Origin of the sequence: Brevibacillus sp. NL20B1 (assembly GCF_018195675.1) — a bacterium.
GTDB lineage: Bacteria > Bacillota > Bacilli > Brevibacillales > Brevibacillaceae > Brevibacillus > Brevibacillus aydinogluensis.
Map to the genome: position 1 here is coordinate 108153 of NZ_JAGTPT010000005.1, position 16171 is coordinate 124323.

A 16171-nucleotide genomic window follows, 5' to 3' on the forward strand; every position below is an offset into this window, starting at 1 on the left:
TCTGGTGGTGGACGTCGCAGTTACAGCGATGACGGCAGCCATAATGCAGGCACCCGGTGTGTCGGACGCCATTATCACCGGCGCCATGTTGAATGTCAACAGACAGATGGGGGCGGTCAGGAGATCAGCTTCAATCCGACCGCAGCGGCAAGGATGACGCCAATACACAGCACCCGACGCCAATCGGCAGACTCGCCGTACAGGACCATGCCCAAAATGGCGCCGCCTGCCGTGCCGATGCCGGTCCAGACCGCATAGGCCGTCCCCATCGGCAGGGTTTTCATCGCGAGGGAAAGGAACAAAAAGCTGGCTCCGAAACTGGCGAGCAGCAGGATCAGCGTCAGCCAGGTCCGATCGAGGTTCCATTTGTTGATCATCGCGACACCCGTCATCTCGAAAATGCCAGCGGCGATTAGACAGAACCAGGCCATTATGTCTCCCCTCCTTTCACGTTCTCTGCCGGTTTCTCATGGGTCACCAGCTTCAATCCGACGACGCCCCCCAGCAGCAGCATGATCAGGAGCACTTTCAACCACTGAAACGGCTCGCCGAAAAAGACGATGTCGGCCAATACCGTGCCGGCCGTGCCCATGCCGACAAAGACGGCGTATACGGTGCCCACCGGCAGCGTCTGACCAGCCCTGATCATCAGGAAAAAGCTGACGCCAATGGCCGCTGCCGTTCCCAGCCACGTCCAAAGATCGTACGCGTGTTTCAACCCGATCACCCACAGCACTTCAAACACAGCCGCAATGAACACCATGGCCCATTCTCTGTTCACGTCTCTCTCCTCCTATCCTCTCGTTTTTTCCAGCGCAGCAAAAAACCCGGGGGTATCGCCAGCACAACGATATCTCCCGGGCTTTTATCCCTCCGTGTCACAGCCAATGCGGCTGTGTGTTTTCTCTCGGACCAGGCCAGCCAACGCTGCGGAACCCTAGAAAACAAGTGCTATTCCATTTGGTCGTACTGTATCACATCGGGGCCGCGGGGTCAAGTGCGGAGGTGCTGGAGCGCTTCCGCCTGCCGGAGGATCCGCTTGGCCCGCTCCGCCACGGGGTAGTCGACCAGTTTTCCGTTGACAGAAATGGCGGCGCTGCCGGAAGCGAGCGCTTCGTCAAAGGCGGCGGCGACCGCTTTCGCCTCCGCTATTTCCTCCGCCGTCGGGGAAAACGCGTCATGGACAATCGGGATCTGGTCGGGATGGATCACCAGCTTGCCCTGAAAACCGAGCTGTCTCGCAAGGCGGGCATCATTTTGCAGTCCCTCCGCATCTTTGACGTCCACGAAAACGGCGTCAATCGGCGGTTCGATGCCGGCTGCCCGGGAGATCACCACCAACTGGGAGCGGGCAAACAAAAGTTCCGTTCCTTCCCGCGTCAGCCGGGCGCCGATATCGAGGGCAAAGTCGACCGAACCGAACGCCAGCCGCTTCACCCTGGCGCTAGCCGAGGCGATGTCATAGGCGTGGTAGAGACCAGACGCCGTTTCAATCAGGGGGACGATCTCCATCGAGCCGCACGGCAGATTCCCGTGATTCTCCAGCTGCGTCAGGTGGGCTTCCACAGCCAGAATCTGCTGACGGTTTGCCGCTTTTGGCAAAACGATTCCCGTCAGTCCGTGCCCGATCATGCCGTATAGGTCGTCCAGGTAAAACGGCGTGGTCGGGTCATTCACCCGCACGTATTGGGGACGGCTGCCGTTTTCTTGTACCGCCTGGCGCACCATGTCCCGTGCGCTCGCTTTTTCCTGAAGCGGCACGGCGTCTTCCAAATCGTAAATGATCACGTCAGCCGCCAGCTCCCTCACCTTTTCCAGCCGCCGCCGGTTGTTGCCCGGCACAAACATCCACGAACGAACCAGCGTCATCTTCCGCCCCCTCCCCACTCTTCCCGGTACTGTTCCACGCCCTGCCGGTACAGGTCATTGCCGTACATATCGTTGATCACCACGGCCGGAAACTGCTCGATCACCAGCTTGCGCACCGCTTCCGGGCCGAGGTCTTCGTAGGCCACCAGCTCCTGCACCTTGATTGCTTTCGCCAGCAGCGCGCCCGCGCCGCCTACCGCCGCAAAGTAAACCGCCTTGTGTTTCGCCATCGCCTCTTTTACTTCCTGATTGCGATAGCCTTTGCCGATCATCCCTTTTAACCCCAGCGCGAGCAGCCTGGGCGCGTATTTGTCCATGCGGCCGCTCGTCGTCGGGCCGGCCGAGCCGACCACCTGCCCCGGTTTGGCCGGAGTTGGACCGACGTAGTAGATCACCTGCCCGCTGACGTCAAACGGGAGCGGCTCTCCGCGATCCAACGCTTCGATCATGCGCTTGTGGGCGGCGTCCCGCGCCGCGTAGACCACGCCGCTGATCAGCACCCGGTCGCCCGCTCGCAGGCTGGCCACCGCCTCATCCGTCAACGGGGCGGTAATGTGTTTGACTGCCATCGTGTTGCTCCTCCTCCCGGTTGGCTATCTTGCTCCGTTTCACAGTACGGCTTCCTTGTGCCGGCTGGCGTGGCAGTTGATGTTGACGGCAACGGGCAGGGAGGCGATGTGACAGGGGTAAATCTCGATCTTGACGTCCAGTACCGTCGTCCGGCCGCCCATTCCCTGCGGGCCGATTCCCAGTTTGTTGCACATCTCCACCAGTTCCTCCTCCAGTACGGCGATTTCCGGCCGGGGGCTGCGCTCGCCGATGGGCCGAAACAGAGACTTCTTCGCCAGGTAGGCCGCCTTTTCAAATGTTCCGCCGATGCCCACGCCGACGACCATCGGCGGGCAGGCGTTGGGACCCGCGTTCCGCGCCGTCTCCAGTACAAACGCTTTGACCCCCTCCACCCCATCGGACGGCTTCAGCATTTTGAGCGCGCTCATGTTTTCGCTGCCGCCGCCCTTGGCGGAGAAGTGGATGGTCAGTTTGTCGCCCGGCACCAGTTCCACGTGCGTGACGGCGGGAGCGTTGTCTCCTGTATTGACCCGTTCCAGCGGGTGACCGACGATGGAACTGCGCAGATACCCCTCTCTGTATCCCTTGCGCACCCCGTCGTTGATCGCGTCGTACAGGCTGCCGCCGACGATCCGGCAGTCCTGCCCCACTTCCACGAGAAAGACGGCAACGCCGGTATCCTGGCACATCGGCACCCGTTCCCGGGCGGCGATCTGTGCGTTTTCCATCAACTGTGACAGCACGTCCCGGCCTGTCTCCGACACTTCCGAACGAAGCGCCTGCCGGAACGCCTGGACGACATCCGCGCCGAGGTCGTAGTTGGCCCGCTGGCACATGTCAGCCACTGCCTCCACAATGGCGTCATACTTGATTTCTCTCATGAGAAAAACCACCTCTTCCAGGCATGCCGGTTGGCATCCCGATTTACTTCAGCCAGGGCCGTGGTCAGCGGAATCCCTTTGGGGCAGACCTGGACGCAGTTTTGCGATTGGCCGCAGTTGGCGATCCCCCCGTCGCTGATCGCTGCGTCCAGGCGCTGTTCCTTCATCATCGCCCCGGTGGGATGGGCGTTGAAATAGCGGATCTGCGCCATCGCCTGCGGCCCGAGATAGGGGGAGCGGTCGTTGACGTTCGGACAAGCCTCCAGACAGCAGCCGCAGGTCATGCAGGTGGCATACGCGTACAGCTCCTGCTGTTGCTCCTGCGAGACACGCGGTCCCGGGCCCAGGGCGTGGGTGCCGTCGATTGCGATCCAGCCCTTGATGCTCTGCAGCGCGTCAAACATTCGCTTGCGGTTCACCGCCAGGTCTTTTTCGACGGGAAACGTGGCCATCGGCTCCAGGCAGATCGGCTGTTCCAGCTTGTCGACCAAAGCGGAGCACGCCTGCCTGACCCTGCCGTTGATCACCATGCTGCACGCTCCACACACCTCTTCCAGACAGTTGGACTCCCAGACGACGGCCCTCACTTGTCGGCCCGCCGCATTCACCGGGTTCTTTTGAATCTCCATCAACGCGGCGATCACGTTCATGTTCGGCCGGTACGGGACGACAAACTCCTCCCAGTACGGTTCGCCGTCCGGCTGGTCCTGCCGCTTTACCTTCATCTGCACCGTGTTCATCCCGGCACCCTCCTCTCTAAGCCTGTTGACGGGCGGCCGCGGAGCCCCGGTCGGATGCCCGGTCCGCCGCTTCCTTCACGATGTCATAGCGCCGGGGGCGCGGCTGGATGTAGGCGAGATCGACCGGTTCGTAGCGGAAAAGCGGCCCCTCCGGCGTGTAAATGGCGAGCGTTGTCTTCAGCCAGTTGGCGTCGTCGCGCTCGGGAAACTCCGGCTTGTAATGAGCGCCCCTGCTCTCGTTGCGGTGGAGCGCTCCCAGCGTGATCACCCGGGCCAACTGCAGCATGTTCCACAACTGGCGGACAAACGTCACCGTCCGGTTGTACCAGTCGGAGGTATCGTCCACGCCGATCTTCTGCCAGCGCTCCAGCAGCTCCTGCAGCTTCTCGTCCGTTTTTTGCAGGCGGTCGTTGTAGCGGACCACGGTTACGTTGTCCACCATCCAGTCGCTCATCTCCACATAGAGCTGGTACGGGTTCTCGTAGCCGTCCATCCGGCAGATGCGCTCCATGTACGCTTCCTGCCGCCTGCGCTCGGCGGCGAACAGGTTGGGCGACAGGTCCTGGGCCGACTTCTTCAGGCCGCGGACGTACTCGACCGCTTTCGGCCCCGCCACCATCCCGCCGTAGATCGCCGACACCAGCGAATTGGCCCCCAGCCGGTTGGCGCCGTGGTATTGAAATTCGCACTCGCCGCAGGCGAACAGGCCGGGGATGTTGGTCATCTGGTTGTAATCCACCCACAGACCGCCCATGGAGTAGTGCATCGCGGGGAAAATCTTCATCGGCACCTTGCGCGGATCGTCGCCGACAAACTTCTCGTAGATGCTGAGAATGCCGCCCAGCTTCTGCTCCAACTGCCGCTTCGGCAGGTGGGACACGTCGAGGTAGACCATGTTCTCTCCGTTGATGCCCAGTTTCAGGTCGACGCAGACGTGGAAAATCTCCCGCGTGGCGATGTCCCGCGGCACCAGGTTGCCGTATGCCGGGTACTTTTCCTCCAGAAAGTACCACGGCTTGCCGTCCTTGTAGACCCAGATGCGCCCTCCCTCCCCGCGCGCCGATTCCGACATCAGCCGCAGCTTGTCGTCGCCGGGGATGGCGGTCGGATGAATCTGGATGAACTCGCCGTTGGCGTAATGCACCCCCTGCTGGTAGGCGATGCTGTGGGCACTGCCGGTGTTGATCAGCGAGTTGGTGCTCTTCCGGAAAATCATCCCGATGCCGCCGGTCGCCAGGATTACCGCATCGGCGGGGAACTCCTTGATCTCCATCGACTTGAGATCCTGAGCGACGATGCCTCGACAGACCCCTTCGTCATCGAGGATGAGGGAAAGCATTTCCCAATATTCAAACTTTTCCACCCGCCCTTCCGATTCGAAGCGGCGCACCTGCTCATCCAGGGCGTAGAGAATCTGCTGGCCGGTGGTGGCGCCGGCAAAGGCGGTGCGGGAATACTTGGCCCCGCCGAGCCGGCGGAAGTCGATCAGCCCTTCCGGCGTGCGGTTGAATGGCACACCCATCCGGTCCAAGAGGTAGATGATCTCCGGTGCCGCCTCGCACATCGCTTTAACCGGCGGCTGATGGGCCAAAAAGTCTCCCCCGTAAATCGTGTCGTCAAAGTGTTCCCAGGCGGAGTCGCCTTCCCCTTTCGTATTCACCGCGCCGTTGATGCCCCCCTGCGCGCAGACGGAGTGGGAGCGGCGGACCGGCACGACAGAAAAGAGCTTGACCGTTCCTCCCGCTTCCGCAATCTTGATCACGCTCATCAGGCCGGCCAGTCCGCCGCCGACGACGATGATGCTTTCGTTCATGACACATCCTCCCTTCTTACCAAAATGCGATCAGCGCCCCCACCCCGACGCCGCACAGGCCGGCGAACAAGAGCGTACGCAGGACCGAGGAAATCCGCTGCCCCCGCGGGCCGACGGTGATTCCCCAGGTAATCAAACCGGTCCACAATCCGTTGGAAAAGTGAAACGTGGTGGCGACCACACCCAGCACGTAAAAGGCAAAAATGAACGGGTTTTGCAGATGGGCCTGGACAGCCTCGTAGTTGACGGGCGCATCAAACAGCAGGCTGGAGAGGCGAAACGCCCAAATGTGGTAGAGCACAAACACCAGCGTGATCCCCCCGCTCACCCGCTGCGCGACGAACAGCCAGTTCTGCCGGTAGGCATAGCGGTACGGATTGACTTTCGCCATCATCCCGATGTAGATGCCGTACACCGCGTGATACAAGAGCGGCAGCGCGATGAACAGCACCTCGACGACCGGCAGAAAGGGGATGCCCGACAACGTCTGGACATGCCGGTCGTACGCCTCCTGTCCCATCAAGGCGATGGCGTTGGAGTAGAGGTGTTCCAGCAAAAACAGGCCGAGCGGCACAAGTCCGGTCAGGGAGTGCAGCCGGGCGAGAAAGAAGCGGCGGGTGGACAGTTCGTTCACGACACGCGGCTCCTTTCGTCCCAAAATCGGCCGACGTCCGCGATCGTTTCCAGGTGCAGGATCGTCTCCAGGTAGCTTCGCCTTGTGTCCTCGGGCAAATGGGCGGCCAGGTCGTGGAACTTATCCGTCAATTCCGCAGCCGTCACCGGGTTTTCCGGGTCCCCCTTCGGGTAATCAGCCACGAGGCGCAGCACTTCTCCCGCCACTGTCTCCGCTTCCATGCTGGATCCCCACCGCTCCGGATAAGCGGCATCCACGTCGGGGTCAAGCGTCAGCTCCACCCGCTCCATCAGTAAGCGGACTGCCGGATCGTGCAGCGTCTCCCCGCTGAAGTCGGCCAGTCCCGCCCTGCCCTTGACGAGGGCGAGCGCGACGCAGAACTGCAGGCTGAACTTGGCCGCGTACACGGTCTGCGGGTCGGGATTGTCGGTGATCGCCAGCACCGACCGATAGCCGCCCACCCGGATTCGGCGCAACTCCTCCGTACGGATGCCGGACTGTTGACGCAGCTTGAGGGCGAGATCGACGGCGGGATGGGTGTGGCGGCAGGAAGCGTGAATCTTGAATGAATTTTCTGTAATTTTGAAATGCTCCCCCAGCCGGTCGGTAATCCGCGACTCGTCAACGGTTTCCGCCATCGCCCGGAAAAAGCCGCGCTCCCCTTCGAGGATGCGGGAGGGGCCGGTAAACCCTTTTTGCGCCAACAGGGCGGCCAAAAGCCCGTTCATCGCCGCTTTGCCGGTGTGAAGCTGTTTGGACATCGCACCGTCGACGATAAACTCCCACAGTCCCGCCGCCTGCGTCCCCGCATTGCCCAGCGCGTGGACGATCTGCTCCTCGTCCAGTCGAAGCAGGGAGGCCGCTGCCGCTGCTGCGCCAAACGTGCCGCAGGTGGCGGTGTTGTGCCAGAAACGGTAGTGAGACGGGCTGACCGCCTCGCCGACGCGGAAACAGACGTCGTAGCCGACCGCGACCGCCGCGATCAGTTCTTTGCCGCTTCTGTTCAGCCACTCGGCAACGGCCAGCGCCGCCGGGATGACGACGGTGGCGGCGTGAATGATCGACTGCTTGTGGATGTCGTCCAGTTCAACGACGTGAGAGGCGGCTCCGTTGACCAGTGCCGCGTTGGCGACCGACGACCTGCCGCCGGTGACCAGCGTCGCCTGTCCGCTCCCCCCCAACTCCCTCGCCAGCTCGTCAATCATCCGCACCGGCGGTTTGGCCGCGCCGGCCAGCGCGGAGCCGAGCCAGTCCAGGATGCACAGTTTGGTGAACGCCACCGTCTCCGCCGGCAGGTCTTCATAGCGGGTCCAGGCGATAAAACCGGCCAGTTGTCTGCTCAGTGACATTTACTTCGCCTCCTTTGCCGCCAATACGGATTGCAGGACCTCGATCAAATCATCGTATCGCTCCACCACGTGGGCCCCCGCCTCCCGCAACTTTTGCGCCTTGCCGGACGGGCGTCCCACATTGCCGGAGATCAGTGCCCCGGCATGGCCGAACACCGTTCCCTCCGGCATCCGCTCTGTAAACCGCCCGGCGATGAAGGAAATCAGCGGTTTGCGAAAGCCGCCGCTTTTGACGAACTCGGCCGCCTCTTCCTCAAACGTCGTGCCCGGTTCGGAAAACGTCACGACCGCATGCGTATCCGGGTCTCGTTCGAACAATTCCAGCAGGTCGCGGATCGTCGTGCCGATCAGCGCGTCGCCGCCGATGCCCACGCTGGTGCTGACGCCAAATCCGGCCCGCTTTACCATCCACGACGTTTCCGCCGTCATCCCGCCGCTGCGGGAGATCACGCCGACATGCCCCGGCACGAAGCAGCGGTCGGGGTTGTCGCCGCCGATCGAGCCCAGCTTCACCCGGTCTTTCGGGTTGATCATGCCCACCGTGTTGGGGCCGATGATCCGGACGCCGTTCTGCCTGGCGAGGTGAAGCATCTTGACCGTGTCCAGCTGCGGAATGTTCTCCGTCGTCACCACGATCACCTTGATGCCGTTGTCGATCGCTTCCCGCACGGCATCCAGCGCAAAGGCGGGCGGCACGACAACCAGGCTGGTGTCTGCCTGATGGGCGTCAACCGCTTCCCGCACCGTGTTGTACACGGGAACCCCGTGCACGTGCTGCCCCTTTTTCCCCGGCGTCACCCCGGCCACAACGTTGGTGCCGTAATCGAGCGTGTGGCGGGTCACCATCGTCGCTTCCCGCCCGGTGATTCCCTGGATGACAATGCGCGAGCGCTTGTCTATCAAAATGGCCATACTCTCTCCTCCTCGTTTTCCCGTTTTACGCGTACAAGTCCGGATAGGCGGACTGCATACGCGCGATCATCGCAGCTGCCGCTTCGCAAATCGTCACCTCTTCGCCGTAGTACTCCACGCCCGCCTCGGTAAATATCTGTCTGCCCAGCGCGTCGTTGACGCCCGCTTCCCGCACGACGACGGGAAACGTCCGGGGATCGATGCCCATGTCGGCCAACGCGCGTACGATCCCCCGGGCCATTACGTCGATCTGCGTGTTGTTGGTGATGTTGTGGGCGACAAACAGCCCTTTGACGCCGGGCTTGGAGAGGATTCCTCTGGTCAGGCCGTACACTTTTTCTTCCGGGGGATTGCCACCCGTTTCCGAGTAGTTGGCCGGCCGGCCGCCCAGGTCGACCAGCGCGTCAAAGCTGAGCAGGCTGCCCCCGCCGCCGCCGCACATGAAGCCGATATCCCCGCCGTCCATCTCCGTGTAGCGGGCGGTCCCCCGGTAATCGGCGTCATTCACGGCGATCATTCGCTTTTCCAGCTCCGTCAGCGGACGCCACGCCCGTTCGCCGCCCACTTCGACCAGCCCCTCCAGCCCCTTCTGCCGAAACATCGCGGCGTCGTCGACGGCCATCACCGATGCGGCGGCCACCAGCGAGCCCTGTGCGGTGACGGCGAGCGGATTGATCTCCAGCAGTTGGCAGTCGTAGCGGAGAAAAGCGGCGTACAGCCTGGCGAGGACGTCGCTCGCCTGCAGCAGTTCCCTGCCGTTTAAGCCGAGGCGGCTCCACACCTCTCTCGTCTTGTAGTCGGCCAGCCCCGTCAGCGGATCGACGTGCTCGATCACCACCTTGTCGGGATGCTCGGCCACCAGCTCTTCCACCTCCACGCCCCCTTCGGTCGAGGCGATGATCACCGGCAGTTGTTTCTGCTTGTCAATGGTGATGGAGACGTACAGTTCCTTGGCAATCTCCAGCATTTCCTCGACCAGGATCTTGTCGACCGGAAAGTGGCTGACCGTCATGCCCAAGAGTTCCCGGGCCCGCTCTCTCGCTTCTTCCGGCGTCTTTGCAAAGGTGACGGCCCCCGCCTTGCCCCGCTTCCCGACCGGGACCAGCGCTTTCAGCACCACCGGCTTGCCGAATCGTTTGGCGATTGCTTCCGCCTCCGCGGCGGTGTCCGCCACCCAGTGTTCCGGCGTCGGGACGCCAACCTGACGAATCAACCGTTTGCTGTGATGTTCCAAAACCTTTCCCATTACAAGCTCCTCCTCTGGCTCAACTCGGATATTGGATATTGGATCCAATGCAAAGAAAAATTGTGAAGGATTGAAAAAACAATCCCCACACATGTATCGCTCGGTTACTCGTCCTGCGCCAGGTGTTCCTTAAACGCTTCCCCCGTACGCAAGATGTGTTTGCGGATCACTTCGGACAGCCGCTTGGCATCACCTGATTCGATCAGCTCCAGCATCTCCTTGTGCTCGGCCTGCGACCGCTCCATCTGCCCCGGCAGCATGCCGGGCGTGTGCGGCGGAAAGCCGTGCCACAGCATCTCCAGGATCATGTGCGCCCTGCGCCAGCGACATCCCTTGCGGATCAAACGGTGAAATTCGGCGTTTTTCGCGATGAACTGCTCCGCGTCCTCCCGTTTGACGGCCTGCTCCATCTCTTCGACCAACTGCCCAAGCATCCGTTTGTCGTCATCGGTCAGATGGGGCAGGGAGCGTTCCACCGCGATCGCTTCCAACACCGAGCGCAGATAGTAAATCTCTTCGATGTCATCGGATGTCACCGGTGTCACGATGGCTCCCTTGTGCGGCTCCAGCGTGACCAGCCCCTCTTTTTCCAGTTGGCGCAGCGCCTCCCGGACCGGCATCCGGCTGACGCCCATGGCTTCGGCCAGCTCCTCCTGCACGAGCCGTTCCCCCGGCTGAAACTCCCGCCTGAGAATCGCTTCCCTTAGACGGGAGACGACCCGCTCAAGCAGCGTGGAACGGTCATGTAATCGCAAGTGGCTTCGCTTCATGGGTGTATCCTCCTGACAATCGTGTGCTTTTCCCGTACGCCTGTTGGCAACTATCTCCCATTTTTACAGAATCGGCCGCTTCCAGTCAATTCCCGCTCAGTTGGCCATCTGCACCGGCAGCCAGAGCGAGAGCTGCGGCCAGACGACAATGACGACCAGGACGAGGATCATCAGGGCGATAAACGGCATGATCCCCCTGACCACCTCTTCCAGCTTGGCCCTGGCGATGCCGCTGACCACAAACAGGTTCAGGCCGACAGGAGGCGTCACCATCCCCAATTCCATGTTTACGGTCATGATGATTGCAAAGTGAATGACGTCGATCCCCAGCAGCTTCAAAATCGGCAGGAAGATCGGCAGGGTGATCAGGATGATGGAGGTCGGCTCCAGGAACATGCCCATGATGAAGAACAGGATGTTGCACGCGATCAAAAACGTCCATTTGTTGATGTCGCCTTCCATGATCCAGGCGGCGATGTTTTGCGGAACCTGCTCATTGGTCAGGTACAGGCCGAAGACGGTGGCGCCGGCGATGATGAAGAACACCATCGAACTGGTGTTGACCGTCTCCCGCAGGATCGTCCGCGCGTCCTTCCACGTGATCTGGCGGTAGACGAACACGGCGACGAGCAGGGAGTAGACGCAGGCGACCACGGAGGCTTCCGTCGGCGTCGCGATCCCCTTGTAGATGGAGCCGAGGATCAAGAGCGGTAGCAGTGCGGCGGGAAGCGCCCTGACACTCAAGACGAAGCGGTCGTGCCAGCTCGCTTTCGGCAGGCGGCCGAAGTTTTTCCAGCGGGCGTACACGATGGCCACCACCACGAGGACGGCAGTCAGAAACAGTCCCGGCAAAAACCCGGCCATAAACAGCTTGCCGATGGACTCCTCGGCCACCGTTCCGTACACGATCAGCGGAATGGACGGCGGGATGAGAATCCCCAGCGTGCCGGAGGCGGCCACGAGGCCCATCGCGTATCGCTTGCTGTACCCGGCCTCCACCATTCCCGGGATCATGATCGCTCCGATGGCGGCGGCGGTCGCCGGACTGGAACCGGAGATGGCGGCAAAGACCGCACAGGCGAGAACGGTGACGACGGACAGCCCGCCGGAAAAATGGCCCACCCACGCCCTGAGCGCGTCGATCAGCGCTTTGGAGATGCCGCCACGCGCCATCAGGACGCCGGCGAGAATAAAGCCGGGGATGGCCATCAGCGTGGAAACGTTGAGCGACGAAAAGATTTTTTGCGGCAGCACGTCCAGGTTGAACCCGCTGTCCATGAGCGCGAGCGCGGCCGACACCACCAGCGAGACCGCCACCGGAACCCGCAGGAGCAGCAGCAGAAAAAAGACGAGAAACACTATCCATTCCACTCGATCTTCACCTCTTGTTTCAGGCTGGCCAGCAGGTTGTCAAGGAATCGGTAGCCCAGCATCAGTCCGCTGAGCGGGATCACCAGATAGACGATCCAGAGGAAAATCCCCACATCGGTGGACTGCTGCTGCGTCTTCCAGTAGAGCGCCAGCAGTTTGCCGCCGAAAAAGATGAAACAGAGGCAGAAGAGAACGCCAAGCGCATTGGCAAACACGTTGCACGCCTTCTGGAGGGAGGAAGGCAGGCGGTCGTACAGGACGTCCACCTGGATGTGATGCCCTTCCCTCAAGGCAACCGCCGAGCCGATCAGCGTTCCCCAGACGACGAAGTAGGTGGAAATTTCGTCGACCCACGCTTTCGGGCTGTTAAACAAGTAGCGGCACACCACTCCATAGAAAATCAAGGCAACGCCGATCACGATCAGCGAGCCGGCGAGACAATCTTCAAAAGCGGCATACCGTTCCCGCCATTTGGACATCACTTTCAACCTCCCCGGTTTGGTTGGTTCCCCCAAGGCACCGGTCCCCGGCGGAAACGGTGCCCCGTCTGTTTCTTGAAAGCCGCCCGCGGTCGTTACAGCTGACGGGCGCCGTCGATAAACTCCTTGCCGATCGTCTTTTCAAACTCGCTGTAGAGCGCTTCCATTGCTTTGACGAAGTTTTCCCGTTCCGCTTCGCTGAGATCGATCACCTGCATTTTACCGGAGCCGCGCAGCTTCTCTTCGGAGCCTTTGTCCAACTGGACGGCCAGCTCCCGCTCGTATGCGGTCGCTTCCGCCATCGATTCGTCGAAGGCCTTGCGGATGTCTTCGGGCAGGGCGCTGTACCACTGCTTGTTGGTCAGGACGATGTAGTCGATCCGCCCGTGGTTGGACACCAGCAGGTACTTTTGCACTTCCTCGTACTTCTGCGTGTCGATGTTGTTCCAGGTGTTTTCCTGGCCGTCCACCGTTCCCTGCTGCAGGGCGGTGTAGGTTTCCCCGAACGGAATGGTTGCGGCCCCCGCTCCCAGCGCCTTGAACTGCGCTTCCAGCACCTTGCCCGCCTGCGTGCGGAATTTTTGCCCTTTGAAATCTTCCGGCTTGGCAATCGGTTTGGTGGAGGTGAACACTTTAAACCCGTTTTCCCACATGGCCAGCCCCTGCAGATTTTTGCTTTCCAGGGAATTCATCAGCTTTTTGCCCAGCTCCCCGTCCCAGAATTTGATGACCGCCTCGTGGTTTTTAAAGAGGAACGGCATGTCGACAATCTGGAAGGAAGGGTTGAAGCCGACCAGCTTCGTCGCCGAAGGAGCGATGACATGGACGTTCCCCGCCTGCAGCGCTTCCAGTTCGTCCTTGTCGCCGTACAGTTGGGAAGACGGATATACTTCCACCTTTACCCTGCCGCCGGTCTTTTCCGCCAGCAGTTCGGCGAACCTGTTCGCGGCCTTGCCCTTTGGACTATCAGCCGTGGTGACGTGAGAGAACTTGACGATCAGCGGATTCTCTTTCGTGTAGGCGTTACTGTCCTGCGGCTTGGAACCGCCGCATCCCGCCGCTGTCAGCAGCAGTGCAGCGAGACAGCCTGCCATCCATGCGTGCCAACCTCTTTTCATGCGAAGACCCCCTTTTTTGGTATGGATCGCTTTCCAACCTGACGTTCGTTAATGCTGAAAATTCCGAAAAATTTTCGCGGACGACCTGCTTTCCCCGATGTATCCGCTGTCTCCTGCGAACCATCGCGATTTGCGCCAAGGCTACTCCTGCTTCAACACCTGATTCCGCACGCGCCGGACCCGTTCGCTGACCGATTCGGGACCGTGACCGCGCTTGTACACCATGAAGGTGCGGGTAAACTGGATGACCACCTCGTCGCGCTGGTTGTAGCCAACCGTTTTCACCTTGACGATGCCGACGTGGGGGCGGGACTTGGACTCCCGCTTCTCCAACACCTCGCTGTACGAGTAGATGGTGTCACCTTCAAAGACGGGGGCGGGAAGCCGCACGTCGTCCCAGCCGAGATTGGCCATCACGTTCTGCGAGACGTCCGCCACCGATTGGCCGGTGACCAGCGCCAGCGTAAACGTGGAGTCCACCAGTGGCCGCCCAAAATCGGTCCTGGCCGCGTACTCGGCGTCAAAGTGGATGGGATTGGTGTTCTGTGTCAGCAGGGTGAACCAGATGTTGTCCGTCTGCGTCACGGTCCGGCCGAGCGGATGGGGATACACGTCCCCCACCTCGAAATCCTCGTAAAACCGCCCTGTCCATCCTTCCTGTATGCTCATGGCTCCTCCTCTCTCCAGACTTAATGGATATTGGATCCAATTCTTAAGATCATGATAGTATTCCCATCAAACCCTTGTCAATCCTTTTATTAAAGCGCTTTCATTAAAAAACGGCTACATGTAGCCAAGCCAGGACCACCAGGTTACGGCCATCAGATAGGTGATCGCCGTCGTCGCCAGCGTCAGCCAGAAACCGGGCTTGAAGAAATCCTGCTGCGTCACCCAGCCGGTCCCGTGCACCATCACGCCCGGGATCGTCTCCACCACCAGGATGAAGCCGAACAGACACGTTAGCCCCGCGACAAACGCCAGCAGCAGGGCGGGCGCACTCTGCGCCTGGGCGGACAGCGCCATCACCACCGGAACCGTCGCGATGACAGCCGTGGACACGTTGGACGTCACCTTGTGAATCAGCTGGGTCAGAATCGTCACCGTCAGGACCGCCAACGCCGGATTGGAAAAGAGGTACAGCGTGAGGTCGTTCTCCATCCATCTGGACAAGTAGTCCGTCACCCCCGTCTCGTAGAGCGCCCTGCCCAGCGAAAGCGTAACGCCCAGCATGATCAAGGGGGCAAATTGGATGTCGAGAATTTTGTCCCAGTCGGCCACCTTGATGCCGGGCCAGGCCATCAGCACGGCACCGATCAGTGCCGGAATCACAGGAGGCCAACCGTGGATGCCTTCCAGCGCCCACATTGCGCAGACGGCGCAGAGAATGGCCAGGAGCCGTTTTTCCCGCGCAGTCATCGGCCCGAGCTCCGCGATCATCTCCTTCATTTTTGCCTTGAGCCCTGTGGGGATTCCGTCTTTCTCGGGAAAACAGCGGTACAGCACCCACCAGGAGACGGGAACCAGGATCAGCCACATCGGCAGCGCCAGCAGCAGCCAGTCCAGGTAGGTGACGCGCTGCTGCAGGTAGGTGTTGATCAAATCAACGGTGATGACGTTGCCGATCGCCGCCGGCAGCACGGCGGTTCCGCTGATGCCGCAGCCGACCACCACGCCCATCATCCATGTTTTCCCCTGCACATCGCCCGCCTTCACGCCCAGGATGGAAGTGATTGAAAACACGATCGGCAGCAGCATGGCGGTGCGAACCGCAGCCGCCGGGATGAAGAAGGCCATCACCTGCGGGATGAGGATGATGCCGGCGAGGACACCGCCCTTCTTTTCCCCGAACCAATACAGCAGCTGGAACGCCAACCGCTTGCCAAGCGGGGTCTGCTCCACCGCGCTGGCGATCATCATGCCCGCCACGATGAGGAATATGGCCGGCGAGGCGAAGCCGGACAGGATCAAATCGGTGGAAACCGCCCCCGCCATGGGCAAAGCAAATAAGACGAGCACGGCCGTCATGGAAAACGGAATCGGCTCCAGCACCCACAAGACGATGACCGCGAGCGTAATCGCCAGCGTCACCCGCGGCGCGTACTCCATGTAGTCCCATAGGCCAACGTACACGAGGAGGAAGGCCAGTGCCGAAAGTGCGAACCAGAGCGGCTTTTTCAGCACGAGCCACATCCCTTTTTTCTTCTGCTGAACCGCGACACGTTCCTTTTCTGTTTGTGGATTAATGGTGGACATAGGTTTTCCCTCGTACGAAAAGGATTTTTCTTTTAGGATATTGTATCCATTTTTAATTGTCTATCTATTTTGATTATTTTCAAAAACGTCCGGGAGATATCAAATCTCCCGGACGTTTCCCTCCGTTCCGTAGCCTGATGACAGTCTGCGAGTGTTGCCTCGGTTC

At 60.8% G+C, this 16171-nt stretch carries 17 protein-coding genes and 1 riboswitch; all 17 genes read right to left on the reverse strand.

Annotation, left to right across the window (positions count from 1 at the left end; all coding sequences use genetic code 11):
- Positions 1-116: 116 nt before the first annotated feature.
- Entirely contained in the window at positions 117-431 is a 315-nt protein-coding gene (locus tag KDN35_RS05380) for a DMT family transporter (RefSeq protein ID WP_212132311.1), read from the reverse strand.
- On the reverse strand, positions 431-781 hold the full coding sequence (locus KDN35_RS05385; protein ID WP_326838911.1) for a DMT family transporter: 351 nt from the start codon (positions 779-781) through the stop codon (positions 431-433). Before KDN35_RS05385 ends, KDN35_RS05380 begins: the two co-directional genes overlap by 1 nt.
- A 71-nt stretch (positions 782-852) precedes the next feature.
- A riboswitch (guanidine-I (ykkC/yxkD leader) is annotated at positions 853-952 on the reverse strand.
- 41 nt (positions 953-993) lie between these two features.
- On the reverse strand, positions 994-1869 hold the full coding sequence (locus KDN35_RS05390; RefSeq protein ID WP_212132312.1) for an HpcH/HpaI aldolase/citrate lyase family protein: 876 nt from the start codon (positions 1867-1869) through the stop codon (positions 994-996).
- The gene (locus tag KDN35_RS05395) at positions 1866-2438 is read right to left on the reverse strand and encodes a Fe-S-containing hydro-lyase (protein ID WP_171565812.1); all 573 of its coding nucleotides are present in this window, start codon (positions 2436-2438) and stop codon (positions 1866-1868) included. Before KDN35_RS05395 ends, KDN35_RS05390 begins: the two co-directional genes overlap by 4 nt.
- A 39-nt stretch (positions 2439-2477) precedes the next feature.
- Positions 2478-3320, reverse strand: coding sequence for a fumarate hydratase (locus tag KDN35_RS05400; RefSeq protein WP_171565813.1), 843 nt, complete (start codon positions 3318-3320; stop codon positions 2478-2480).
- On the reverse strand, positions 3317-4060 hold the full coding sequence (gene sdhB, locus KDN35_RS05405; protein ID WP_171565814.1) for a succinate dehydrogenase iron-sulfur subunit: 744 nt from the start codon (positions 4058-4060) through the stop codon (positions 3317-3319). Before sdhB ends, KDN35_RS05400 begins: the two co-directional genes overlap by 4 nt.
- 16 nt (positions 4061-4076) lie before the next feature.
- Positions 4077-5873 (reverse strand): succinate dehydrogenase flavoprotein subunit, encoded by a 1797-nt coding sequence (gene sdhA, locus KDN35_RS05410; RefSeq protein ID WP_171565815.1) that lies wholly within the window; start codon positions 5871-5873, stop codon positions 4077-4079.
- A gap of 16 nt (positions 5874-5889) precedes the next feature.
- Positions 5890-6507: a succinate dehydrogenase cytochrome b558 subunit gene (locus KDN35_RS05415; RefSeq protein ID WP_212132313.1), complete on the reverse strand. Its 618-nt coding sequence runs from the start codon at positions 6505-6507 to the stop codon at positions 5890-5892.
- Positions 6504-7856, reverse strand: a complete 1353-nt coding sequence (locus KDN35_RS05420) for an MmgE/PrpD family protein (protein ID WP_171565817.1) — start codon at positions 7854-7856, stop codon at positions 6504-6506. Before KDN35_RS05420 ends, KDN35_RS05415 begins: the two co-directional genes overlap by 4 nt.
- Complete coding sequence (locus KDN35_RS05425; RefSeq protein WP_171565818.1) at positions 7857-8768, reverse strand: succinate--CoA ligase subunit alpha; 912 nt, start codon at positions 8766-8768, stop codon at positions 7857-7859.
- 25 nt (positions 8769-8793) lie between these two features.
- Positions 8794-10014: a succinate--CoA ligase subunit beta gene (locus KDN35_RS05430; RefSeq protein ID WP_171565819.1), complete on the reverse strand. Its 1221-nt coding sequence runs from the start codon at positions 10012-10014 to the stop codon at positions 8794-8796.
- A gap of 104 nt (positions 10015-10118) precedes the next feature.
- Positions 10119-10784 carry a GntR family transcriptional regulator gene (locus KDN35_RS05435; RefSeq protein WP_171565820.1) on the reverse strand — a complete coding sequence of 222 codons (666 nt, stop codon included), beginning with the start codon at positions 10782-10784 and terminating at the stop codon, positions 10119-10121.
- Positions 10785-10880: 96 nt separating this feature from the next.
- Positions 10881-12155, reverse strand: a complete 1275-nt coding sequence (locus KDN35_RS05440) for a TRAP transporter large permease (RefSeq protein ID WP_171565821.1) — start codon at positions 12153-12155, stop codon at positions 10881-10883.
- Entirely contained in the window at positions 12143-12634 is a 492-nt protein-coding gene (locus KDN35_RS05445) for a TRAP transporter small permease (RefSeq protein WP_171565822.1), read from the reverse strand. The genes KDN35_RS05440 and KDN35_RS05445 overlap by 13 nt, the downstream gene beginning before the upstream one ends.
- 95 nt (positions 12635-12729) lie before the next feature.
- Positions 12730-13752 (reverse strand): TRAP transporter substrate-binding protein, encoded by a 1023-nt coding sequence (locus KDN35_RS05450; protein WP_212132314.1) that lies wholly within the window; start codon positions 13750-13752, stop codon positions 12730-12732.
- A gap of 141 nt (positions 13753-13893) precedes the next feature.
- Positions 13894-14421: a MaoC family dehydratase gene (locus tag KDN35_RS05455; RefSeq protein WP_171565824.1), complete on the reverse strand. Its 528-nt coding sequence runs from the start codon at positions 14419-14421 to the stop codon at positions 13894-13896.
- Positions 14422-14535: 114 nt separating this feature from the next.
- Entirely contained in the window at positions 14536-16005 is a 1470-nt protein-coding gene (locus tag KDN35_RS05460) for an SLC13 family permease (RefSeq protein WP_212132315.1), read from the reverse strand.
- Positions 16006-16171: the final 166 nt, after the last annotated feature.